The organism is Pseudomonas sp. TE3899, from assembly GCF_056279105.1.
The window spans coordinates 1,239,478-1,262,896 of sequence record NZ_JBWBQR010000001.1 but is presented as its reverse complement, the minus strand read 5'-3'; the positions used below and the strand labels follow the sequence as shown (position 1 = coordinate 1,262,896).

Sequence of the window (23,419 nt, the reverse complement as noted above, 5' to 3'; positions counted from 1 at the left end):
GCAGCCGAGCGGGAGCAAGCTCCCTCGCCACAGGGAACGCGGTGTCTTCAAGATGTGGTAATTCGCCAAATCCCGAACGGCTGATGCGCCGGGTCGATCCGCATGAACTGGTACTTGCCGTGCCAGGTCCAGCGGTGGCCGTTCATCAAGTCTTCGCCCTGGGTGCTGGCATCGTCGGGCAGGCCCATTTCCCAGAGCGGCAATTCGAAATTCGCTTCCTGCACGTTATGCGGGTCGAGGCTGACCGCCACCAGGATGAAGTTGCTGCCGTCGGCGCTGCGTTTGCCGAAGTACAGAATGTTGTCGTTCCAGGCGTTGTAGATCTTCAGCCCCAGGTGCGTCTGCAATGCCGGGTTCTGCCGGCGGATGCGGTTGAGCTGGGCGATCTCGGCAATGATGTTGCCCGGCGCATTGAAGTCTCGCGGGCGGATCTCGTACTTCTCGGAATTGAGGTATTCCTCTTTCCCCGGAATCGGCGCCGCCTCGCACAGTTCAAACCCCGAATACATGCCCCACAGGCCCGAGCCCATGGTCGCCAGCGCCGCACGGATCAGAAAGCCGGGGCGTCCGGATTCGTGCAGGAACGCCGGGTTGATGTCCGGGGTGTTGACGAAGAAGTTGGGGCGAAAGCATTCACTCCACGGCGACTCGTTCAACTCACTGAAATAAGTCGACAGTTCGTACTTGGTGTTGCGCCAGGTGAAATAGGTGTAGCTCTGGGAGTAACCGACCTTGCCCAGCCGCGCCATCATCGCCGGGGTGGTAAAGGCTTCGGCGAGGAAAATCACTTCGGGGTGCAGCGCCCGCACATCGGCAATCAGCCATTGCCAGAACGGCAGCGGCTTGGTGTGCGGGTTGTCGACGCGAAAGATCTTCACGCCCTCCTCGACCCAACCGACCACGATGTCGCGCAATTCGACCCAGAGGCTGGGGATCGCGTCGGCGGCGTAGAAGTCGACGTTGACGATGTCCTGATATTTCTTCGGCGGGTTCTCGGCGTATTTGATCGTGCCGTCGGGCCGCCAGTTGAACCAGCCCGGATGCTGTTGCAGCCACGGGTGGTCCTGGGAGCACTGGATGGCGAAGTCGAGGGCGATTTCCAGCCCATGCTCCGCCGCTGCGACCACCAGCCGGCGGAAGTCTTCGCGGGTGCCCAACTCGGAATGAATCGCCTCGTGCCCGCCCTCGGCACTGCCGATGGCGTACGGGCTGCCCGGATCTTCGGGGCCGGCGGTCAGGGAATTGTTTGGGCCTTTGCGGTAGCTGCGGCCGATCGGGTGGATCGGCGGGAAGTACAGCACGTCGAAGCCCATGTCCTGGATCATCGGCAGCCGCGAGTGCACGTCGTTAAAGGTGCCGTGGCGGGTGGGATCGTCGGTGATCGAGCGCGGAAACAGCTCGTACCAGCTGGCGAACTGGGCGATTTCCCGTTCGACGTCCAGCGGGTACTCCTGGCTCAGGCTCAGGTAGGCGCGATGGTCGGCCTCGGCCATGAGGTCGGCGCTACGCTGGTGCAAGAACAGCGCGACCTGCTCGGTTTCGAGCAACCCGGACAGTTCATGGTGCAGCCCCGCCAGTTGCTCGCTCAACTCACCGTCACTGCGCTCGCCGGCCTGTTGCACCATCGTGCGGCCTTCCTGCAGCTCCAGACTCACCGGCACGCGGGCGGTGTGTTTCTTTTCCAGTTCATAACAGAAGCTGGCGAACTGATCGATCCAGGCTTCGATGCAGAACACATGACGGCCCTGGCGCTCGACCCGGAACCGGCCCTGCCAGCCGTTGTTGCCCAGTTCAGCCATGGTTTCGCTGTGCCAGGACTCCTCACCCTCGCCGCGCCAGCGGATGCGCACGGCCAGTTTGTCGTGGCCATCGGCAAACACCTTGCTGGTCACCAACACGTCCTGGCCGACCACGGCCTTGACGGCAAACTGCCCGCCATCGAGGGTCGGCATGACGTTTTCAATCGCAATGCGCGGCAGCAATAACGCCTGCGACAGCGGCATGTGCGGGTTGTAACTGAGTTCTGTCGGTTTTTCAGCGATCATCGAGCATCTCTCCTTTACGCCCCAAGGACGCTCTTGTGCCAGATGTTCATCCACATGGGCCGGTCCGTCCCGGAATGAACTCACTTAGGTTCCGAGCGACGGGCGCCGGTAAAAGTTCACGGGGATTTGCCTGAGTATTGGTGGGAATCAAAACCTTCACGCGGTGGTCAACTCACTTAAGCACGACTCACGCCATGTGCAACCAGGAGGCATCAACGATGAGCATTCCGATCCCGGCAGAAACACCTGATCCCAACATCGACAACCCGACGATCCCGCCAACCGAACCGGAGCCGGTGCCCGAACAAGAGCCACCAGGCACCACCCCGCCACCCCGCGAAGACCCGCCGCAGACCATGCCGCCGGTGATCGTCAGCCCCGCGTAAGATCGTTCCCACGCGACTGCGCGACTGTGCGCGACTGATCGTTCCCACGCTCTGCGTGGGAATGCAGCCCGGGACGCTCTGCGTCCCAGTGGAACGCGGAGCGTCCCTTGAGGCATTCCCACGCAGAGCGTGGGAACGATCTTACGGTTCGCGGTTGTTGTTCTTGTCGAGCATCCGCACCACCATCGGCATCACGCTGAAAATCGCCAAGGCCAGCAACGTACTGAGCACCGCCGTCGCCTCGCGGCCCAACCCGGCGGAAACGCCAATGGCCGCAGTCATCCACAAGCCGGCGGCGGTGGTCAGGCCTTTCACGTGACCTTCATCGCCTTCGGTGTTCTTCAGGATGGTCCCGGCACCGAGGAAGCCGATCCCGGCGATCACCCCCTGCACCACCCGGCTCATGGCATCCGCCTGGGAGCCGGACATCTGCGGCACCAGTACAAACAGCGCAGCGCCCAGGGCCACCAACATATGCGTGCGCACCCCGGCAGCCTTGCCCTTGTGCTCGCGCTCGAAACCCAAAATACCGCCCAACACGGCCGCCATCAGCAAACGCACGGTAATGCGCGTCAGTTGTGAAGCGTCGCCAACGTCGGCGAACTCCGCTTGCAGCGTCACCCAAACTTCATGCCACCAGGCATCCATCGCGCAGTCCTTGTGAGAGTTGATAAAGGATGGACCGCGTCGACCATTAATCGGTTGCACAGAACGATGGCCGCCCCCGGCGACCTAAGGTTTTAGTCTCCGCCGAAAAAAGGACAGTCCCATGACCGTACGCATCGAAAGCCAAACCTGCTTTTTCACCACCGAAAACGGCGAAGAAATTCGTCTGTGCCCCGACGTCACCATCATCACCGACTCGGAAAAAGCCATGTCGGCAGTGGAGATCAACGGCCAGCGTATCTACATCACCGAAGCAGAAGCCGACGCATTGACCGTAGCAGGTGCTGTCGACGGTCGTAAGCATCTGAAGGCCACCGACAGTGATTCGGTGATTTGACTGACCCGGATCAACAACGTCCGCAGGCGCCTGGGATAGGCGTTTGCGGCCTGCGTTCGCGGGTGCATCAAGTTGTCGCAGGCATTCGTTCAAATCCCATCTGATCCGCTTTTTATTGCAATACCTGAGTCTGTTATGCAAACAGATCGACGCTCATAGTGCACCGGCCTGATGGAGGCTGATGAGCGAACGACCATGAGCGAGAGAATCCCCGTCCGAACCGTAGAGACCTATGAACCTTCACGCCCAAAGATGAAGGTCAAATCCAGCGACAACCTGATCCACACCCGCAGCTTCACCGGCCTGTACCGCACCTTGCGCATGAGCGGTGCCGGTTTCCTGTTCCTCGCCTTCTTCGGCACGGTGTGGCTGAACTGGGGCGGCCGCCAGGCGGTGCTCTGGGATTTATCCGAAAGCAAATTCCACATTTTTGGCGCGACCTTCTGGCCCCAGGATTTCATCCTGCTGTCGGCGCTGTTGATCATTGCCGCGTTCGGCCTGTTTGCGATCACCGTGTTTGCCGGGCGGGTCTGGTGCGGCTACACCTGCCCCCAAAGCTCCTGGACCTGGATCTTCATGTGGTGCGAGAAGATCACCGAAGGCGAGCGCAACCAGCGGATCAAGCTACAAGCCGCGCCCTGGGGCCTGAACAAGCTGCTACGGCGCTCGGCCAAACACACATTGTGGCTGGCCATCAGCCTGCTCACCGGCCTGACCTTTGTCGGTTACTTCACACCAATCCGCCCCTTGGCCGAAGAACTGCTGACCCTGCAAATGGCCGGGGTCAGTCTGTTCTGGGTGATCTTCTTCACCGGCGCCACCTACATCAACGCCGGTTGGCTGCGTGAAGCGGTGTGCATGCACATGTGCCCGTATGCGCGGTTCCAGAGCGTGATGTTCGACAAGGACACCCTGACCATTTCCTACGACGTGGCCCGTGGCGAAAACCGTGGCCCACGCAAACGCGAGGTGAAACCGGCCGACGTCGGCCTCGGCGACTGCATCGACTGCCAGGTCTGCGTGCAGGTCTGCCCGACCGGCATCGACATCCGCGACGGCTTGCAGATGGAATGCATTGGCTGCGCGGCGTGCATCGACGCCTGCGATTCGATCATGGACAAAATGGGCTACGCTCGCGGGCTGATCAGCTACACCTCCGAACATGAATTGCAGGGTGGCAAGACCCATCTGCTGCGGCCACGGTTGATTGGCTACACGGCGGTGCTGCTGATCATGATCGGCGCGCTGGCCCTGGCGTTGGTGGAACGGCCAATGGTGTCGCTGGACGTCACCAAGGACCGGGGCATGTACCGTGAGAACAGCGAAGGCATGATCGAGAACATCTACAGCCTCAAAGTCATCAACAAGACCCAGCAGCGCCAGGATTACCGTCTGAGCCTGGTGGATGGCGAGGGCTTCCAGCTGCAAGGCAAGACGGAGTTGAGCCTGGCGCCGGGTGAGATTGTCGATGTGCCGCTGTCGGTGGCCATGACCACGGAACGGCCGAGCAGCAGCTCGCAGACCATCAGCTTCAAGATTGTCGACAGCGACGAACCCGACATCTACAGCGTGGCGAAGAGCCGGTTTGTTGCGCCGATGAATCGTTGAGCCGTTAAGATGCCGGCCATTGTCAGGCGCGGTCCATTGTGGCGAGGGAGCTTGCTCCCGCTCGGCTGCGAAGCAGTCGCAAAGATTTTGGGGGCGCTACGCACCCCAGCGGGAGCAAGCTCCCTCGCCACAACTGTGTACACATGAAAAATTTCAAACCGGGTTCTAGATGAAACGCTACGAAAAATTCGCCGATGACATCGCTGAACTGATCCGCTCCGGGGTCCTTGGCCCCGGCCAGCGCGTGCCGTCGGTGCGCTACGCCAGCCAGACCTACGGGGTCAGCCCGTCCACGGTGTTCCAGGCGTATTACCTGCTGGAACGTCGCGGCCTGATCCGGGCCCGGCCGCGCTCCGGTTACTTCGTCAACACCCACGCCCCGAGCCCGTTTTCGGAGCCGGTGATCAGCAGCCAGGTCAACGAGTCCACCGAAGTCGACGTCAGCGAACTGGTGTTCTCGGTCCTCGACTCGATCAAGGACCCGACCACCGTCCCGTTCGGCTCCGCCTTCCCCAGCCCGACCCTGTTCCCGCTGCAACGCCTGTCCCGCTCCCTGGCCAGCGCCGCCCGGGAGATGGACCCGCGCATGGTGGTCACCGACATGTCGCCGGGCAACCCGCAGCTGCGCCGGCAAATCGCCCTGCGTTACATGGTCGGCGGGCTGATGCTGCCCATGGAAGAACTGCTGATCACCAACGGTGCGCTGGAGGCCTTGAACCTGTGCCTGCAAGCCGTCACCGAACCCGGCGACCTGGTGGCCATCGAGGCCCCGGCGTTCTACGCCAGCCTGCAAGTGCTGGAACGCCTGAAGCTCAAAGCGGTGGAAATCCCGGTGCACCCGCGCGACGGCATCGACCTGGGCGTGCTCGCGCAAACCCTGGAGCGCCACCCGATCAAGGCCTGCTGGTGCATGACCAGTTTCCAGAACCCGATGGGCGCGACCATGCCCGAGGCGAAGAAGCAGGAATTGGTGGAATTGTTGCGCAGCCATCAAGTGCCGCTGATCGAGGACGACGTCTACGCCGAACTCTATTACGGCCAGCAAGCGCCGAAACCGGCCAAGGCCTTTGATACCGAAGGCCTGGTGATGCATTGCGGTTCGTTCGCCAAGAGCCTGGCCCCCGGCTACCGCATCGGCTGGGTCGCCGCCGGGCGTTACGCGCAAAAAATCGAACGGCTGAAACTCATGACCTCGCTCTGCGCCTCAATGCCGGCCCAGGCCGCCATCGCCGATTACCTGCAACACGGCGGCTACGACCGTCACCTGCGCAAACTGCGTTACGCTCTGGAAGAACAGCAAAGCGCCATGCTCGCCGCCATCGCCCGCTACTTCCCGGCGCAGACCCGCGTCAGCCAACCGGCCGGCGGCTACTTTTTGTGGCTGGAACTGCCACCGCAGATGGATTCGTTGAAGTTGTTCCAGATGGCGCTGGCCCAAGGCATCAGCATCGCGCCGGGGCCGATCTTTTCACCGACCCAGCGTTTCAGGAATTGCATTCGCCTGAACTACGGCAGCCCGTGGGATGAGGCTTCGGAGAAGGCGATGGAGACGTTGGGGCGGATCGTGCGGTCGTTCTGACAGTGATCGCGTGATCGTTCCCACGCGCCCCGCCTGATCGTTCCCACGCTCTGCGTGGGAATGCCGCCACGGACGCTCCGCGTTCGGCTCTGGATGTGACGCGGAGCGTCACGGGATGCATTCCCACGCAGAGCGTGGGAACGATCAGCGATCAGCGGTTAGCGTCCGCCACCCAAATCCACAAACGTCCCGGTCGCATACGAAGCCTTGTCCGACAACAACCACACAATCGCCTCGGCCACTTCATCCGGCCGCCCACCCCGGGCCATCGGGATGGCCGACTCCAGCTTGCTGACCCGATCCGGATCGCCGCTCAGCGCGTGGAAATCGGTGTAGATAAAACCGGGGCGCACGGCGTTGACACGAATCCCCTCGCCCGCTACTTCCTTCGACAGGCCGATGGTGAAGCTGTCCAGCGCACCTTTTGAGGCGGCGTAATCCACGTACTCGTTGGGCGAGCCCAGGCGCGAAGCGACTGAAGACACATTGACGATGCTGCCACCCTGCCCGCCATGCTTGGGCGACATGCGCAAGATCGCGTGCTTGGCGCAAAGGATCGGCGCCAGGACGTTGGTCTTGAGGGTTTTGAGAATGCGAAATTCGGACATTTCGTCGATCCGGGATTTGTGCCCGACGGTGCCGGCGTTGTTCACCAGGGCGGTGACCCGGCCCAACTCGGTGTCGACGCGGTGGAACAGGGCAACCACTTCGTCTTCGATGCTGACGTCGGCGCGCACGGTAATGGCCTGGGCGCCGAGGGCGCGGACTTGCTCCAGCACATGTTGGGCAGCCTGTTCATCAGCCTGATAGTTGATACAGATCCGGTAGCCCTGTTCCGCGGCCAACAGCGCCGTGGCCGCGCCAATCCCGCGGCTGCCGCCGGTGATGACAATGACTTTTTCCATGCTGATGTTCCCCCGTTTCGAGCTTAAGCAGTCGGGGGCAAGAATAACCGCCATTGGCGGGTTTTGCATGACCTGCATCTATCGGGGTGACGATGCAGATAGGTGGCGAAGTGCTTTTCTGTGGCGAGGGAGCTTGCTCCCGCTGGACTGCGCAGCAGTCCCTGTTTTTGGGGGCCGCTGCGCGGCCCAGCGGGAGCAAGCTCCCTCGCCACAGGTTTCTACCCCACTCCAGGCAGGATCTATCAGCCCGCAGCCAGCTGCTCACCCCGAACAATATCGACCATAAAACGCTCCGCCGGCAGCGGGTGCCCGAGCAGATAACCCTGCAACGAATCACACCCCAACTTCGTCAGAAAGTCCTGCTGCACACCGGTCTCCACGCCTTCCGCCACGATCCGCAAACCCAGCGCCTGGCCCAGCGCCACAATCGCCGAAACGATGGCCGCGTCATCGCTGTCATGCTCCAGATCCCGGACAAAGCCGCGGTCAATCTTCAGCTCGTTAGCCGGCAAACGCTTGAGGTACATCAAGCTCGAATAACCGGTGCCGAAGTCATCAATGGACAAATCGACGCCCATTTCCGACAGTTCCTGCAACACGGTCATGCTCGCATCGGCGTCGCTCATGGCGGTGGTTTCGGTGATTTCCAGGGTCAGGCTGTTGGCCGGCAAATGGTGTGTGGCCAAGGCCTTGGCCACGCTCTGGACCAGGCCGGCGTGGCAGAACTGCAAGGCCGAGAGATTCACTGCGATGCGCCAGTCGGTGTAGCCGAGCACATACCATTCGCGCATCTGCCGGCAGGCTTCGTTGAGCACCCACTCGCCGATAGGAATGATCAGCCCGGTCTTTTCCGCCAGTTCGATGAATTTGTCCGGCAGCAACATGCCCTGGGTCGGGTGCTGCCAGCGCAGCAAGGCCTCGGCGCCGACCGGACGCCCATTGCTGGCGTCGAACTTGGGTTGGTAATACAGACTGAATTGTTGATGTTCCAACGCGGCGCGCAGGTCTTGCAGCAGTTGCAGTTGCTTGCGGGCGTTGCTGTTCATCGAGGCGTCGAAGAAGCTGTGACCGTTTTTGCCTGCGCCCTTGGCGTGGTACATCGCGGCGTCGGCGTTCATCAGCAGTTCCTGGGCGGTCTGGCCATTGCCCGGATACAGCGCGATGCCGACGCTGGCGGAGATCTGCAAGTCATGCTCGGCGACCCGGAACGAGCGCGCGATCAGGCTGACCTGACGCGCCGCCAGGTTCAGTGCATCGTTGGGCTCGCTCAGGCGCACCAGCAGCACGAATTCGTCGCCGCCGATCCGCGCCAACGTGTCCTGGCTGCGCAAGTCTTCGCGCAGTCGCAGGCTGACTTCGCGCAGCAACTGATCGCCCATGTGGTGGCCGAAGGCATCGTTGACCGGTTTGAAGCCGTCCAGATCGATGAACATCAGCGCAAAACAACCGCCCTGCTCTTGCACCTTGGACATGGCCAGGTCGATGCGATCCGCCAGCAACGTGCGGTTCGGCAGGCCGGTCAGGGTGTCGTGCAAGGCCAATTGGGTGAGTTCGCGGTTGGCCTCGGTCAGCGAGCGCGCAAGATCAGCGGTGCGCGCCTCCAGGCGTGCATCGAGAATCGAGGTCAGCAAGGCAATGCTCAACACCGCGAGGGTGGTGATCAGCACCAGGTTGTCCAGGCCTTTACCGCTCAAGCCATTGAGGGCCGCGCTGCAGAAACTGCCGTCCGGAAAACGCGCCGCCGCCATGCCGGTGTAGTGCATGCCGACGATGGCGAAGCCCATGATCACCGCAGCACCGCCACGGATCAGGCCCACGTAAGGCGTGTGCTGGCGCAGGCGGAAGGCAATCCACAACGCTGCGGCGGACGCACCGACGGCAATCAGCAGCGAGGCGCCGAACAGCGTCGGGTCGTAATCGATGCCCGGCACCATCAGCATGGCGGCCATGCCGGTGTAATGCATGGCGCTGATCCCGGCGCCCATCACCAGCGCGCCGAACGCCAGTTGCCAGCCCGGCAGCTTCGGCTGGCTGACCAGCCACAGGGCAAAGCCGCAGGACAGGATGGCAATGACCAGCGACAGCACGGTCAGGCTGAGGTCGTAGCCCAGGTCGATGGGTAATTTGAACGCGAGCATGCCGATGAAATGCATCGACCACACGCCAATGCCCATGGCCACCGCGCCGCCGACGGTCCACAGATGGACAGCGCGGCCCTTGGTGGTGGCGATCCGGCCGGTCAGGTCAAGGGCGGTGTACGAAGCGAGGATCGCCACGCACAGCGAGATGAAAACCAGCGTAGGGGAATAGGTGCCGATGAGCATGGGATTTCTCGTGACTGCCCCTGCGTACTGCATCCTTTCTCGGGGGGCAAAGTCGGCGATTGTACTGAATGCGCGGAAGAACGCACTGACAAAATTATCAAATGGCCATCAAGCCGATGAAACGCTTGTTTGACAGCAAAAATCGGAGTTTCAACGCGATCATTGTGGCGATCTGAAGGTCCGCGTTTGATCGTTCCCACGCTCTGCGTGGGAATGCAGCCACGGACGCTCCGCGTTCGGCTCTGGATGTGACGCAGAGCGTCACGTGATGCATTCCCACGCAGAGCGTGGGAACGATCAGCAACGATCGGTGCGGGTTATTCCTTGTCACTCACCTGAAGCTGCCCATCCCACCCACCGCCCAACGCCGCAATCAACTGCACGCTGGCAATCAACCGGCTCTGCAACACGTTCAACACGCTTTGTTCGTTGTTCAACGCCGTGGCTTGCACCACTACCACGTCCAGATAGGCAATCAAACCGGCCTTGTACTGGTTTTCGGTCAGGCGCAGGGAGTCGCGCGCCGCGTCCAGTGCTTCCTGACGCACCGCCGCTTCGTCTTCGAACACCTTGAGTTGCACCAGGTAGTTTTCCACTTCGCGGAAGCCATCGAGCACGGTCTGGCGGTACTTGGCCACGGTTTCGTCGTAGACCGCTTCGTTGCGGTCGACTTCCGCCGAGCGCGCACCACCGTCGAACAACGGCAAGTCCAGTTTTGGCCCCACCGACCAGAAGCGGTTCGGCAAGCTGATCAGGTTGCTCGATGTACTGCTGCTGTAACCGCCACTGAGGCTCAGGGTCAGGTCCGGGTAGTACGCGGCTTTCGCCACGCCAATTTCGGCGTTGGCGGCAATCACCGAGCGTTCGGCGGAGGCAATGTCCGGGCGGCGTTCAAGCAATTGCGACGGCAGGCTCAGGGGGATTTGCGGCAGTTTCGGAATGTCCTGGGTTTCCGCCAGGTTGAACTGCGCCGGTGGCAGGCCGATCAGCACCGCGATGGCGTTTTCGAACTGCGCCCGTTGCCAGATCAGATCCACCAGATCAGCCTGGGTGCTTTTAAGCTGCGTCTGGGCCTGGGCCACCGCATCGCGCCCGGAGACACCGGCGCGGTACTGGTTCTGGGTCATTTGCAGCGAGCGTTGATACGCCGCGACCGTCGATTCGAGCAAACGCTTCTGCTGGTCGATGACCCGCAACTGCAAATAGTTCTGCACCATTTCCGACTGCTGGCTCAGGCGCATGGCCGCCAGATCGGCGAAGCTCGCCTGAGCGCTGGCCGTGTCGGCTTCCAGCCCGCGGCGCAACTTGCCCCAGATATCCGCTTCCCAACTGACGCCCAATTCGGTGGTGTAGGTATTGCGAATCCCGCTGGCGGAACTGCTCAGGCTGGAACTGCTGCTGCCGGCACCCTGACTGGAACGGGTTTTGCCTGCGCTCAAGTCGACGGTCGGGTAAAACGCCGCACGGGCGCTTTTCACCAAGGCCTGGGACTGGCGATAGCGGGCCTCGGCCTGGGCGACGGTCTGGTTGGCATTGTTGAGTTGTTCCACCAGGCCATTGAGCTGGCGGTCACCGTACAACTCCCACCAGGCGCCACGGGCCAGGGCATCGCTGGGGCTGGCCTGACGCCAGCCCTCGGCTTCCTTGTACTGCGCAATCTCGGCCGTGTGCGGGCGCTGATAATCCGGGCCGACGGCGCAGGCGCTGACCAGGGCCATGCACAGCGCCAGGCTCAACAAGCGCGAGCCCCGGGCCAGGGCAATCGGTGCAGCCAGAGTGATAAGCGAACGGTCAGTCATAGCGGAGTTTCCAGAGCTGCATCGGTACGTATCCCACGCCATTTATTGAAACGATGGCGCAGTTTGTCGAGGTAGAGGTAAACCACCGGGGTGGTGTAGAGGGTCAGCACCTGGCTGAAGATCAGCCCGCCGATGATGGTCAGGCCCAGCGGCTGGCGCATTTCCGCGCCCTCGGCACGACTGAGCAGCAACGGCAGCGCGCCGAGGATCGCCGCCAGCGTGGTCATCAGAATCGGCCGCAGCCGTTGCAGACAGGCGCTGCGAATCGAATCCAGCGGCGTCATGCCCTGATGCCGCTCCAACTGCAACGCCAAGTCGATCATCAGGATCGCGTTTTTCTTCACCACGCCGATCAGCAGGAACAGCCCCAACAGCGAGATCAGGCTGAACTCCCCGCCCAAGGCATAGATCGACAACAAGGCGCCGACCCCGGCCGAAGGCAAGGTCGACAGAATGGTCAGCGGGTGAATGTAGCTTTCATACAACACGCCCAACACCAGATACACCGCCACCAACGCGCCGAGAATCATGAACGGCTGACTCTTCTGGGTCGCGGCAAAGGCGTCGGCGGTGCCGGCCATTTTCACGATCACGTCTTCCGGCATGCCGAGCTTGGCAATCGCCCGCTCGATGGCCGCCGTGCCCTGCTCCACCGTGACCCCTTCGGCCATGTCGAACGAAATGCTCTCGGAGGCGAACTGGCCTTCGTGACTGACCCGGTCGTCTTCCAGGCTGTTTTCGTAGTGGGCAATGGTCGACAGCGGAATCCGCGCGCCATCGGCGGTGATCACCTGCACCTGCTTGAGGGTGATCGGGTCCTGGGCGTATTTCGGATTGACCTCCATCACCACCTGATACTGGTTGAGGCTGTCGTAGATCGTCGAAATCTGCCGCTGGCTGTAGGCGTTGTTCAACACGGCGGTGACCATGTCCATGTCCACCCCCAGGCGTTTGGCCTGATCGCGGTCGACGATCAGCGTCACCTGTTGCGCGCCGCGTCCCTCGCGAGCATCAATCGCCGTCAGCTCAGGCAAGGCCCGCAGCGCGGTGACGACTTTCGGGTACCACTCGCGCAACGAACCCAGATCGGCGCTTTGCAGGATGTAGGAATATTGCGAAGTGGTCTGCTCACGCCCGCCGCCAAATTGCAGGTCCTGATCCGCCATCAACATCAACTGCGCGCCGGCGACCTTGGGCATTTCCTTGCGCAGGCGTTCGATCACCTTCTGCGCGGAAATATTGCGCTCCTTGATCGGTTTCAGGCGCACCAGCATAAAGGCGTTGTTGGTGCCGTTGGTGCCGCCGATGAACCCGGCCACGCTCTGCACCGCATCGTCCTTGAGCACGGCACGGCGGAAGACTTCCATCTTCGGCTGCATCACGCTGAACGACAGGCCGTCGTCGCCGCGCACAAAACCGATCAACTGCCCGGTGTCCTGCTGCGGCATGAAGGTTTTCGGCACCACCACGTACAGCGCAACGTTGACGCCGATGGTCACGATCAGGCTGAGCAAGGTCAGGCGGCGGTGACGCAGCACCCAATCGAGGCTGGTGGCGTACTTGCCGACCATCCAGTCGTTGGCACGCTGGCTCCAGCGTTGCAGACGGTTTTCCTGGCCCGGCGTATGCGGCTTGAGCCAACGGGCGCACAGCATCGGCGTCAGGGTCAACGACACGATCAGCGAGACGACGATGGACGCCGCCAGGGTGATGGAAAACTCGCGGAACAGGCTCTCGATGATCCCGCCCATAAACAGGATCGACAGGAACACCGCCACCAGCGACACGTTCATCGACAGCAAGGTGAACCCGACTTCCTGGGCCCCGAGGTACGCCGCTTTCATCGGCGGCACGCCTTTGTCGATGTGCCGGGAAATGTTCTCCAGCACCACGATGGCGTCGTCCACCACCAGCCCGGTGGCGAGGATCAGCGCCATCAGCGACAGGTTGTTCAGGGAAAACCCGTAGAGGTACATCACCGCGAAGGTGCCGACCAGCGACACAGGCACCGCCAGCGTCGGAATCAGCGAGGCGCGGAAGTTACCGAGGAACAGGAACACCACCAGAATCACCAGCGCCACGGCGATCAGCAGGGTCATTTCCGCTTCATGCAACGTCGCCTTGATCACCGGCGAGCGGTCCATGGCCAGGTTCAACTTGACGCTGGCCGGCAACACCGCCTGCAACGCCGGCAACTGTGCCTTGATCTCGTTGACCGTTTCGATGATGTTGGCGCCGGCCTGGCGGTTGATCACCAGCAGCACCGCCGCATCATTGTTGAAGAAACCGCTGTTGTAGCGGTCCTCGACGCCGTCGCTGACCGTGGCCACATCCTTCAGGCGCAGGGCCGCGCCGTTGTTGTAGTGGATGATCAGCGACTCGTAGTCCTTGGCCTTTTCCAGTTGATCGTTGGCCTGCACCTGCCACAGACGCTGGTCGTCCTCGACCGAACCTTTCGGCCGGCGCACGTTGGCGTTGGCGATGGTGTTGCGCACATCGTCCAGGGCCACGCCGTACTGGTTCAGCGCCTGGGGTTCGAGTTCGATGCGCACCGCTGGCAGCGAGCTGCCGCCGATCTGCACTTCGCCCACGCCCTGCACCTGGGACAGGCTCTGGGACAGGATCGTCGAGGCCAAGTCGTAGAGCTGGCCTTTTTCCAGCACATCCGAGGTCAGGGACAAGACCATGATCGGCGCTTGCGACGGGTTGACCTTCTTATAGGTCGGCATGCTGCGCATCCCGCTGGGCAGCAGGTTGCGCGAGGCGTTGATCGCCGCTTGCACTTCCCGCGCCGCACCGTTGATGTCGCGGTCGAGGTCGAACTGCAAAATCACCCGGGTCGAGCCCTGGCTGGAACGACTGCTCATGGTGTTGACCCCGGCGATGGCGCCGAAGGAACGTTCCAGCGGCGTGGCCACGGTCGAAGCCATTACCTCCGGGCTGGCACCGGGCAGGCTGGCCTGGACCACGATCACCGGGAAGTCCATCTGCGGCAGCGGCGACACCGGCAACAGGCCGAAACTTACGCCGCCCAGCAGCATGATCGCCAACGAAAGCAGCATGGTTGCCACGGGACGTTTGATGAACGGTCCTGAGAGATTCATGGACGACAGCTCCAAGCTTCAAGCCATAAGCTGCAAGAGAAAAGCAGGCCGTGCGCAGGCTTTAACTTGCCGCTTGCCGCTTGAAACTTGCAGCTGACCGGCGTCATACCACCACCTCTTTCGACTCGGTCTTGCCAAAGCGGCGTCCCAACCGATCGAAATACAGGTAAATAACCGGCGTTGTGAACAGCGTTAGCACCTGACTCACCAGCAGCCCACCAACCATCACCAGACCCAATGGCTGACGCAATTCAGCACCCGACCCGGTGGCCAGCATCAACGGCACCGCGCCGAACAACGCGGCCAGGGTGGTCATCAGGATTGGCCGGAACCGCAGCAACGCCGCTTGATAGATCGCCTGCTCCGGCGCCATGCCCTGATTGCGCTCAGCGTCGAGGGCGAAGTCGATCATCATGATCGCGTTCTTTTTCACGATGCCGATCAGCAGGATGATGCCGATGATCGCGATCATCCCCAGGTCGTTGCCGGTCAGCAGCAGCGCCAGCAATGCACCGACCGCCGCCGAGGGCAAGGTCGAGAGGATGGTGATCGGGTGGATGTAGCTCTCGTAGAGCACGCCGAGCACGATGTACATGGTCACCACCGCCGCCAGGATCAGCAGCAAAGTGCTCGACAGCGACGCCTGGAACGCTTCGGCCGCGCCCTGGAACTGGGTCTGCACGCCAATCGGCATGCCGATGTCCTTCTGCACCTGGTCGATAACGTCCACCGCATGCCCCAGCGCCACGCCGGGCGCCAGGTTGAACGACATCATCACCGCCGGGAACTGGCCGATGTGGGTGATCGCCAATTGCGTCTGGCGTTGTTCGACATGGGCGAGACTGGACAGGCGCACCTGACCGCCATCGGTGGTCTTGACGTGAATCTGGTTCAGCGCGTCCGGGCCGATTTTCTCGCCAGACTGGGATTGCAGGACCACGCGATACTGGCTGGCCTGGGTGTAAATCGTGGAAATCTGCCGCTGGCCGAAGGCGTCGTACAGCGCATCGGTGATGTTCGACACCGACACCCCGACCCGGGACGCCGCATCGCGGTCGATCACCAGGTACACCTGCAACCCCTTGTCTTGCAGATCGCTGGCGACGTCGGTCAATTCCGGGCGCTGGGCCAGGGCTTGGACCAGACGGCTGCTCCACAGGCTGAGCAACTCCGAGTCCGGCGACGACATGCTGAACTGGTACTGCGTGCGGCTGACCCGGTCCTCGATGGTCAGGTCTTGCACCGGTTGCATGAACAGGCGAATGCCGACCAGTTTGTCCACTTCCGGTTGCAGTCGGGCAATGATCTTGGTCGCACTGAGGTCCCGGGCGTTGTGGGGCTTGAGGTTGATCAGCATGCGACCGCTGTTGAGCGTCGAGTTGTCACCGTCTACGCCGATGTAGGACGACAGGCTTTCCACCGATGGATCGGCCAGGATGACTTTGGCCAGTTCCTGCTGGCGCTCGCTCATCGCCGCAAAGGAAATCGACTGCGGCGCCTCGGAAATGCCCTGGATCACCCCGGTGTCCTGCACCGGGAAGAAGCCCTTGGGCACCACCATATAAAGGAACACGGTCAGGCCGAGGGTGGCGATGGCGACCAGCAAGGTCAGCGGCTGGTGCTTGAGCACCCACTGCAATTTGCGCCCGTAGGCGGCGATCATCCAGTCGATGGTCGCGCCGCTGGCCCGGTAGAAACGGCCCTGTTCTTCTTCCTTCGGTTCCCGCTTGAGCAGCCGCGCGCACATCATCGGCGTCAGGGTCAGGGACACCACGAGGGAAATCAGGATCGCCACCGCCAACGTGATCGCGAACTCGCGGAACAGGCGCCCGACCACGTCGGCCATGAACAGCAGCGGGATCAGTACCGCAATCAGCGACAGGGTCAGGGAAATCAGGGTGAAACCGATCTGCTTGGCGCCCTTGAGTGCCGCTTGCAGAGGACTGTCGCCCTCCTCGATGTATCGGGAAATGTTCTCCAGCATCACGATGGCATCGTCCACCACAAAACCGGTGGCGATGGTCAGGGCCATCAGGGTCAGGTTGTTGACCGAGAACCCCGCGAGGTACATCACGCCAAACGTGCCGATCAGCGACAGCGGCACGGCCACCGACGGAATGATGGTCGCGCTGGCGCGGCGCAGGAACAGGAACGTCACCATCACCACCAGGGCGATGGCGATCAGCAGTTCGTGTTGCACGTCCGTCACGGAAGCGCGGATGGTCTGGGTGCGGTCGGTCAGGACGGTGACTTCAAGACCCGCCGGCAGGTTGTCGGTGATGCTCGGCAGCAACGCCTTGATCCGGTCCACCACCTCGATGACATTGGCCCCGGGCTGGCGCTGGATGTTCAGCAGCACGGCCTGGTTTTCATTGGCCCACGCGGCAAGGCGTTCGTTCTCGGCGCCATCAACGATTTCCGCCACGTCCTTGAGCCGCAACGGCGCGCCGTTGGCGTAGGCCAGGATCAGGTTGGCGTAGTCCTTGGGCGAGGTCAGTTGGTCGTTGGCGTCGAGCATCGACACCCGGGTCGGGCCGTCGAAGTTGCCCTTGGGCTGGTTGACGTTGGATGCACCGACAAGGGTGCGTACGTCCGACAGGTTCAAGCCATTGGCCGCCAGGGCCTCGGGGTTGACCTTGATTCGCACCGCCTGACGCTGGCCGCCGGCGATGCTGACCATGCCGACGCCGCTGATCTGGGCGATTTTCTGCGCCATGCGGGTATCGACCAAGTCATTGAGCTTGGGCAACAGCATGGTTTTGGAGGTGATGGCGAGGGTCAGCACCGGGGTGTCCGCCGGGTTGACCTTGTTGTACACCGGCGGTGCCGGCAGGTCCTTGGGCAGCAGGTTGGTCGCGGCGTTGATCGCGGCTTGCACCTGTTGCTCGGCGACATCCATGTTGATGTCGAGGCTGAAGCGCAGGGTCAGTACCGAGGCGCCGCCCGAGCTGGTGGAGGCCATTTGCGTCAGGCCCGGCATTTGCCCGAACTGGCGCTCAAGGGGCGCAGTTACGGCGCTGGTCATCACGTCCGGGCTGGCGCCGGGATAGAGGGTCATGACGCGGATGGTCGGGTAATCGACCTGGGGCAACGCCGACACCGGCAGCAACCGGTAAGCGATGATGCCGGCCAGGATAATGGCGAGCATGCTCAGGGTCGTGGCGACCGGGCGAAGGATGAACAGCCGCGAGATGTTCATGCGCCCTTCTTCACCTTGTCATTGGCGGTCGCTTCAGTGGTTTTCGCCGCGGATTTGCCTTGCAGGTGTTCGGTCGGGGTAGTCGGCACATCCTGGCTGTCGTTGACCACTTCCACTTCACTGCCTTCCTTGAGGCGGTCGGTGCCTTCCAGGACCACGCGATCACCGACGGCCAGGCCTTCGGTGATGACGGTGTTGTCACCGTCGCTGGCGCCGACTTTCAGTTGACGAATCTTGACCTTGTTGTCCCCGTCCATGGCGTAGACGAAGGTGCCGTTGGTGCCGAACTGGATCGCCGCCGAGGGCGCGAGCACCACGTCTTTGAGGGTGTCGGCCAGCAGGTGCACGTTGACGAACTGATTGGGGAACAACGCTTGATCGCGGTTATCGTAGCGGGCCTTGAATTTCAGGGTACCGGTGGTGACGTCGATCTGGTTGTCCAGGCTCTGCAGTACGCCGCTGGCCTGGATTTTCATGTCGCCACGGTCCCACGCTTCGACCGGCAATTTGGCGCCGGAGTGGTAACGGGCGAGCACGGTGTCGAGGCTGTTTTCCGGCAGGGTGAAAACGACGCTGATCGGTTGGGTCTGGGTGATGATCGCCAGCGCGGTGGTGTCGTTGGCGGCGACGAGGTTGCCGACGTCGAGCTGACGCAAGCCGACACGCCCGGTGATCGGCGCGCGGATCTTGGTGAATTCGAGATTGAGCTTGGCGTCGTTGACCGCTGCCTGGTTGGTCTTGACCGTGCCCAGGTATTGGCCGACCAGTGCTTCGGCGGTGTCGAGGGTCTGCTTGGCGATGCTGTCTTCTTTAAACAGACCGCGATAGCGCTCGACGTCGACCTGAGCGTTTTTCAATTGCGCCTGGTTTTGCAGCAAGGTGCCTTCGGCCTGAAGCAAGGCGTTCTGGTAAGGACGCGGGTCGATCTCGGCCAGCAAGTCCCCGGCCTTGACCATCTGCCCTTCCTCGAAGGCAATCTTCATCAACTCGCCGGCCACGCGGCTGCGAACATTGATGGTGTTGAGCGCCGTGACCGTGCCCAGCGCCTTGTAATACAGCGGGAAGTCACCCTTGACCGCCGGGGCCACCCGCACCGGGATCGGCCCGGTCGCGCCGCCAAAGCCCGGACGCATGCCCCCGGACTTGCCCGTATGCCCGGCAACGGCTTTCGGCTTTTCGCCCGTTTTATGCTCGGTGCCGGCAGGCCAGAACTTCCAGCACACAGCAGCGACGACCAACAGGACAAGCAGGCCGAACAGCCAGCGACGGGGACTACGGGAGGAGGATTGCATTGAATGATCAACCATGGGCGCGGGGGCTTCTTTTACAGGAGGCTGAACGATAAGCACTGGCGAGCGTTAAGCAAAGCGGCTTTACCGGCAATTTACCTTCGGCTTACGTAACAGGAGGTTTTGCTAAGACACTGAAGCACAAATGAAAACGGCCTGGACAGAGCCAGGCCGTTAACAATTGTAAAACCTTACTTGAGAACGGCGAGGGCCGCTTCGTAGTTAGGCTCTTCAGCGATTTCTTTAACCAGCTCGCTGTACAGCACGTTGTCGTTTTCATCCAGCACCACGACAGCGCGAGCGGTCAGGCCTTTGAGCGGGCCGTCAGCAATGGCCACGCCGTAGTTTTCGATGAACTCGGCGCCACGCAGGGTCGACAGGTTCTGTACGTTTTCCAGGCCTTCGGCGCCGCAGAAGCGGGCCTGGGCGAACGGCAGGTCAGCGGAGATGCACAGCACGACAGTGTTGGCGACGTCGTTGGCCTGGGCGTTGAACTTGCGAACCGAAGTGGCGCAGGTCGGGGTGTCGACGCTTGGGAAGATGTTCAGCACTTTACGCTTGCCGGCGAAGCTCGCCAGGGTCACGTCCGACAGATTGCCGGCGACCAGGGAAAAGGCTGGCGCCTTGGAACCGGCTTGTGGCAGTTGGCCGTTGACTTGAACCGGGTTGCCTTTAAGAGTGACTTGAGCCATGAACGGAGTCCTTCTGGAGGTGTTGTTGGAAATCTGAAGAGGCCGAAGTTAACCACGAAATGGCCCGACGACCTATGCCCGGATACAAATTGTGATGTGCCAGCGCACAAATTGGATACACCACATACAAGCGACACAAAAACCCTGTAGGAGCGAGGCTTGCCCGCGAAGGCCACACTGCGGTGTATCAGGCAGACCGCATCATCGTTCTTCGCGGGCAAGCCTCGCTCCTACAGGTCTGTGTTCAGGCCAGCAACCGCAGCCTATTGCGATGCCGCGCCGCCAATGGCCGCCAGGTCGGTATATAGCGTACCGCCCTCTCCCGCCGCCACCCGGTGTTCATGACGAAAGGCAGCCAGCATCTCCTACGCTAAAAAGACGGCTTTTTTTCAGCCGCACTGTCGATTCAGCAAATGGCCATTCGACTAGCCAGTGAAGCACTCACATCCAGCGGAGATAACACCATGCAATTCATGATCATTGTCAAAGCCAGCCCGGATTCCGAGGCCGGCGTGATGCCCACCGAAGAACTGCTGACCGCGATGGGCAACTACAACGAGGAACTGGCCAAGGCCGGCATTCTCCTTTCGTGCGATGGCTTGCAACCCAGCAGCAAAGGCGCCCGCGTGCGTTTCTCCGGGGACAAACGCACGGTGATCGATGGCCCGTTCGCCGAAACCAAGGAGCTGATCGCCGGTTATTGGCTCTGGGAAGTGAAATCGAAAGAAGAAGCCATCGAATGGGTCAAACGCTGCCCGAACCCGATGCCAGGAACGGACGCCGAGATCGAGATTCGCCCGGTGTACTCGGCCGAGGATTTCGGCCCCGAGTTCACGCCGCAGTTGCGTGAGCAGGAAGAACGAATCCGTGCGCAGGCGAAAAACAGCTGAATCGATGTCCTGGCGGGCACAGCCAGTGTGCCCGCCTCCGCCTGAAAAACTTCACGTCCCACATCAAACCCCGCCGCCAACCTACTGTTTCGCATTAACTTTTTAGTACACAGAAAAAACGCCAATTCGCTCACAAAACCAAAGAATTAACCCCTTGGACTGGATAACCCGCGGTTAGCTGCTAGCTTCAAAAGACGTGTCCTGCAGGCTTGATTAGGAAAAAGACTACGCAGTAAAGGCCAAAAAATATGGCCGAGTTCGTCCACTGAGCCACCAAGGAACCGGGGAATCATGTCGAAAATCCAGGGAACCCACGCCTTTTTATCGGGGGCACTCCTGGCGTCTGCCTTTTGTGCGCACGCCGATAACGCCGAGGAAGCCAATAAAAGCAACAACCCGCTGAATCTGGCGCCGGGCGCCAATCTGCAGGACTACTACACGCCCAAACTCTACGACACCAACGTCCACACCAACGACGCCTTGCTGCGCGGCACCTTGCCGGTGGCCCCCAACGATTTCATCGGCGTCCCGCAATTGCTGCGCGCGACCTTGCCGATCAGCACCCGCCCCGACCCGCACAACGGCTACAGCACCGGCATCGGTGACCTGAACCTGTTCGATATCTTCCTGCTCAAGACCGACGGCGTGCAGCTGGGCATCGGCCCGCAAATCACGGCGCCGACCGCCGAGCAGGATGAATTGGGCACCGGCAAGTGGCAGGCCGGCCTCGCCGCGATTGCCATCGACTCGTCACCCCGGGGCCTGCTGGGTGCGCTGGTGCAATATCAAAGTTCGTTCGCCGGCGACCATGATCGCGCCCACGTCGAAACCGCGACCCTGCAGCCGTTCATCATCCATAACCTGCCCAAGGGCTGGTACCTGCGCTCCACCGGCACCTGGACCTTCGACCTGAAGAACGACACCCATTACATCCCCATCGGTTTCGGTGGCGGCAAAGTCTGGAAATCCGGGACCAACATTTTCAACGCCTTCGTTGAACCCCAGTGGATAGTCGAGCGTAAAGGCGATGGCTTGCCGCAATTCACGCTGTTCGCCGGGATCAACGTCACCTTCGGCAAATAAGGATTTTGATATGCATATTGCACTGCGTGCGGCGGGTTTCAGCGTCATGGCGATGTTCGTCAGTTGCGGCGTGGGCGCCCAGGCGCACGCCCAGGGCCTCGACACCCGTATCGGCGACGTGGCCATGGAAGGCGAACTGCCGGCCCATGAATCCATCGCCAAGCTTTACGCCGAGCTGGATTTCCAGCAGGCGACCCAGAGTTACCTGTGGGCCTTGCCGCTGGTGTCCTACGCCCAATGGCAGGAAGAGTTTCGCGACAAGCTCGGCGCCCACAGCGGCGACCTGATGGTGCTCAACAGTTACGAAGACAAGCTCGGCGTGATCACCGCCAACGCCACCACGCCGTACATCCTCGGCTTCGTCGACCTGAATGAAACCGGGCCACTGGTGATTGAACTGCCACCCGGCCCGACGGCGGGCGGCATCGGTGATTTCTGGCAACGGGCAATCATCGACATGGGCCAGACCGGCCCGGACAAAGGCAAGGGCGGCAAGTACCTGGTGCTGCCACCGGGCGCCGAGCCACCGGCCGACGCGGGCAAGTATTACTTGGCCAAGTCGGAAACCATGAACGTGCTGGTGGGTTTCCGCGTACTCGACCCGGACCCGGCGAAAGGCAAGGCGCTGGTCGAACAATTCAAGATGTACCCCTACGCCAAGCGTGCAGAACCGGGCAAGACCCAACTGCTCTCCCCCGGCGGCAAAGCCTGGTCCGGCACCCAGCCACGGGGCATGGCGTACTGGGAGCGGCTGCACCAGATCATCCAGAAAGAACCGGTCAACGAACGCGACCGTTTCTACATGGCCATGCTCGCCAGCCTGGGGATCGAGAAGGACAAGCCGTTCAACCCCAACGACCATCAGCGCAAGGCTCTGGAACAAGGTGCGCAGGTCGGCGAGCTGATCGCCAAGGCCAACACCTTCGCCAAGCGTTTCCCGGATGCGCAGTACTGGAAAGACCGGCAGTGGGACACCGTGCTCAACATCGCCGAGCCGTCGCAGCGCGTTGCCTACTACGACCAGTTGTGGGAACGCAGCGCCTGGTTCTACGAAGCGGTGACCAACACCAAAGGCATGGTTTCGAAAACCCCGGGCCTGGGCCAGACCTACCTCGGCGCCTACACCGACGCCAAGGGCAACTGGCTCGACGGCGGCAAGAGCTATCGCTTGCACGTCGGCGCCAACCCGCCGGCCAAGCAGTTCTGGTCGATGACCGTGTACGACATCGACAGCCGTTGCCTGATTGATAACCCGCAACGCAAGGCCGACCTGTCGTCCCGCCAAGACCTGAAAAAGAATGCCGACGGTTCGGTGGACCTGTACTTCGGCCCGACCGCGCCCAAGGGTTTCGAGAACAACTGGGTGCAAACCCTGCCGGGCAAACACTGGTTCAGTTACTTCCGTTTGTATGCGCCGACCGAAGCCTATTTCGACAAGAGCTGGAAGCTTGATGACATTGCGGCGGTGGAATGACGCCGTCGGACAGATGTACGGCGAACCCAAAACCTGTGG

Annotated in this window: 16 protein-coding genes and 1 pseudogene; 7 read left to right on the top strand and 10 right to left on the bottom strand. The window is 61.6% G+C overall.

What is annotated here, in order from left to right; genetic code table 11:
* Positions 1-47: 47 nt before the first annotated feature.
* Complete coding sequence (locus ACZ89E_RS05790) at positions 48-2,045, bottom strand: alpha-1,4-glucan--maltose-1-phosphate maltosyltransferase (RefSeq protein ID WP_476255083.1); 1,998 nt, start codon at positions 2,043-2,045, stop codon at positions 48-50.
* A 218-nt stretch (positions 2,046-2,263) separates the two neighbouring features.
* Between ACZ89E_RS05790 and ACZ89E_RS05785 the strand changes: the two genes are divergently transcribed.
* On the top strand, positions 2,264-2,431 hold the full coding sequence (locus tag ACZ89E_RS05785; protein WP_178129263.1) for a hypothetical protein: 168 nt from the start codon (positions 2,264-2,266) through the stop codon (positions 2,429-2,431).
* A 141-nt stretch (positions 2,432-2,572) separates the two neighbouring features.
* On the opposite strand, the gene ACZ89E_RS05780 is transcribed toward ACZ89E_RS05785, so the two are convergent.
* The gene (locus ACZ89E_RS05780) at positions 2,573-3,079 is read right to left on the bottom strand and encodes an MgtC/SapB family protein (RefSeq protein WP_149661473.1); all 507 of its coding nucleotides are present in this window, start codon (positions 3,077-3,079) and stop codon (positions 2,573-2,575) included.
* 121 nt (positions 3,080-3,200) lie between these two features.
* On the opposite strand from ACZ89E_RS05780, the gene ACZ89E_RS05775 reads away from it, so the two are divergent.
* The 3 genes from ACZ89E_RS05775 (at position 3,201) to mapR (ending at position 6,621) form a co-directional block, all read left to right on the top strand.
* Entirely contained in the window at positions 3,201-3,434 is a 234-nt protein-coding gene (locus tag ACZ89E_RS05775; protein WP_149661474.1) for a DUF3203 family protein, read from the top strand.
* Between the two features lie 195 nt (positions 3,435-3,629).
* Positions 3,630-5,042 (top strand): cytochrome c oxidase accessory protein CcoG, encoded by a 1,413-nt coding sequence (gene ccoG, locus ACZ89E_RS05770; protein ID WP_476255082.1) that lies wholly within the window; start codon positions 3,630-3,632, stop codon positions 5,040-5,042.
* A 169-nt stretch (positions 5,043-5,211) separates the two neighbouring features.
* The gene (gene mapR / locus ACZ89E_RS05765) at positions 5,212-6,621 is read left to right on the top strand and encodes a GntR family transcriptional regulator MpaR (protein ID WP_133839068.1); all 1,410 of its coding nucleotides are present in this window, start codon (positions 5,212-5,214) and stop codon (positions 6,619-6,621) included.
* Between the two features lie 158 nt (positions 6,622-6,779).
* On the opposite strand, the gene ACZ89E_RS05760 is transcribed toward mapR, so the two are convergent.
* The 8 genes and pseudogenes from ACZ89E_RS05760 to ACZ89E_RS05725 form a co-directional block, all read right to left on the bottom strand.
* Positions 6,780-7,526 carry an SDR family oxidoreductase gene (locus ACZ89E_RS05760; RefSeq protein WP_149661476.1) on the bottom strand — a complete coding sequence of 249 codons (747 nt, stop codon included), beginning with the start codon at positions 7,524-7,526 and terminating at the stop codon, positions 6,780-6,782.
* A gap of 242 nt (positions 7,527-7,768) precedes the next feature.
* Positions 7,769-9,850: a putative bifunctional diguanylate cyclase/phosphodiesterase gene (locus tag ACZ89E_RS05755; protein WP_476255081.1), complete on the bottom strand. Its 2,082-nt coding sequence runs from the start codon at positions 9,848-9,850 to the stop codon at positions 7,769-7,771.
* Between the two features lie 317 nt (positions 9,851-10,167).
* The gene (locus tag ACZ89E_RS05750) at positions 10,168-11,649 is read right to left on the bottom strand and encodes an efflux transporter outer membrane subunit (RefSeq protein ID WP_476255080.1); all 1,482 of its coding nucleotides are present in this window, start codon (positions 11,647-11,649) and stop codon (positions 10,168-10,170) included.
* The gene (locus tag ACZ89E_RS05745; protein ID WP_149661480.1) at positions 11,646-14,753 is read right to left on the bottom strand and encodes an efflux RND transporter permease subunit; all 3,108 of its coding nucleotides are present in this window, start codon (positions 14,751-14,753) and stop codon (positions 11,646-11,648) included. The genes ACZ89E_RS05750 and ACZ89E_RS05745 overlap by 4 nt, the downstream gene beginning before the upstream one ends.
* A 103-nt stretch (positions 14,754-14,856) precedes the next feature.
* Positions 14,857-17,952: an MdtB/MuxB family multidrug efflux RND transporter permease subunit gene (locus ACZ89E_RS05740; protein WP_476255079.1), complete on the bottom strand. Its 3,096-nt coding sequence runs from the start codon at positions 17,950-17,952 to the stop codon at positions 14,857-14,859.
* Positions 17,949-19,259 carry an MdtA/MuxA family multidrug efflux RND transporter periplasmic adaptor subunit gene (locus ACZ89E_RS05735; RefSeq protein WP_463257536.1) on the bottom strand — a complete coding sequence of 437 codons (1,311 nt, stop codon included), beginning with the start codon at positions 19,257-19,259 and terminating at the stop codon, positions 17,949-17,951. Before ACZ89E_RS05735 ends, ACZ89E_RS05740 begins: the two co-directional genes overlap by 4 nt.
* Before the next feature lie 173 nt (positions 19,260-19,432).
* Entirely contained in the window at positions 19,433-19,933 is a 501-nt protein-coding gene (gene tpx, locus ACZ89E_RS05730; RefSeq protein ID WP_476255078.1) for a thiol peroxidase, read from the bottom strand.
* 275 nt (positions 19,934-20,208) lie between these two features.
* Positions 20,209-20,292 (bottom strand): annotated as a pseudogene (locus ACZ89E_RS05725) (polyketide cyclase); the annotation flags it as partial.
* Positions 20,293-20,397: 105 nt separating this feature from the next.
* On the opposite strand from ACZ89E_RS05725, the gene ACZ89E_RS05720 reads away from it, so the two are divergent.
* The 3 genes from ACZ89E_RS05720 (at position 20,398) to ACZ89E_RS05710 (ending at position 23,380) form a co-directional block, all read left to right on the top strand.
* A complete protein-coding gene (locus ACZ89E_RS05720; RefSeq protein WP_476255077.1) occupies positions 20,398-20,823 on the top strand; it encodes a YciI family protein in 426 nt (141 codons plus the stop codon).
* Between the two features lie 291 nt (positions 20,824-21,114).
* Entirely contained in the window at positions 21,115-21,906 is a 792-nt protein-coding gene (locus tag ACZ89E_RS05715) for a hypothetical protein (RefSeq protein ID WP_476255076.1), read from the top strand.
* A 10-nt stretch (positions 21,907-21,916) separates the two neighbouring features.
* Positions 21,917-23,380, top strand: a complete 1,464-nt coding sequence (locus ACZ89E_RS05710) for a DUF1254 domain-containing protein (protein ID WP_476255075.1) — start codon at positions 21,917-21,919, stop codon at positions 23,378-23,380.
* The last annotated feature ends 39 nt before the right edge of the window (positions 23,381-23,419 follow it).

Coding starts and splice junctions, on each gene's coding strand:
- ccoG (WP_476255082.1), top strand. CDS start 3,630: ATGAGCGAGAGAATCCCCGTCCGAACCGTAGAGACCTATGAACCTTCA.
- ACZ89E_RS05780 (WP_149661473.1), bottom strand. CDS start 3,079: ATGGATGCCTGGTGGCATGAAGTTTGGGTGACGCTGCAAGCGGAGTTC.
- ACZ89E_RS05775 (WP_149661474.1), top strand. CDS start 3,201: ATGACCGTACGCATCGAAAGCCAAACCTGCTTTTTCACCACCGAAAAC.
- ACZ89E_RS05740 (WP_476255079.1), bottom strand. CDS start 17,952: ATGAACATCTCGCGGCTGTTCATCCTTCGCCCGGTCGCCACGACCCTG.
- ACZ89E_RS05715 (WP_476255076.1), top strand. CDS start 21,115: ATGTCGAAAATCCAGGGAACCCACGCCTTTTTATCGGGGGCACTCCTG.
- ACZ89E_RS05735 (WP_463257536.1), bottom strand. CDS start 19,259: ATGGTTGATCATTCAATGCAATCCTCCTCCCGTAGTCCCCGTCGCTGG.
- tpx (WP_476255078.1), bottom strand. CDS start 19,933: ATGGCTCAAGTCACTCTTAAAGGCAACCCGGTTCAAGTCAACGGCCAA.
- ACZ89E_RS05710 (WP_476255075.1), top strand. CDS start 21,917: ATGCATATTGCACTGCGTGCGGCGGGTTTCAGCGTCATGGCGATGTTC.
- ACZ89E_RS05750 (WP_476255080.1), bottom strand. CDS start 11,649: ATGACTGACCGTTCGCTTATCACTCTGGCTGCACCGATTGCCCTGGCC.
- ACZ89E_RS05720 (WP_476255077.1), top strand. CDS start 20,398: ATGCAATTCATGATCATTGTCAAAGCCAGCCCGGATTCCGAGGCCGGC.
- ACZ89E_RS05785 (WP_178129263.1), top strand. CDS start 2,264: ATGAGCATTCCGATCCCGGCAGAAACACCTGATCCCAACATCGACAAC.
- ACZ89E_RS05755 (WP_476255081.1), bottom strand. CDS start 9,850: ATGCTCATCGGCACCTATTCCCCTACGCTGGTTTTCATCTCGCTGTGC.
- mapR (WP_133839068.1), top strand. CDS start 5,212: ATGAAACGCTACGAAAAATTCGCCGATGACATCGCTGAACTGATCCGC.
- ACZ89E_RS05745 (WP_149661480.1), bottom strand. CDS start 14,753: ATGAATCTCTCAGGACCGTTCATCAAACGTCCCGTGGCAACCATGCTG.
- ACZ89E_RS05790 (WP_476255083.1), bottom strand. CDS start 2,045: ATGATCGCTGAAAAACCGACAGAACTCAGTTACAACCCGCACATGCCG.
- ACZ89E_RS05760 (WP_149661476.1), bottom strand. CDS start 7,526: ATGGAAAAAGTCATTGTCATCACCGGCGGCAGCCGCGGGATTGGCGCG.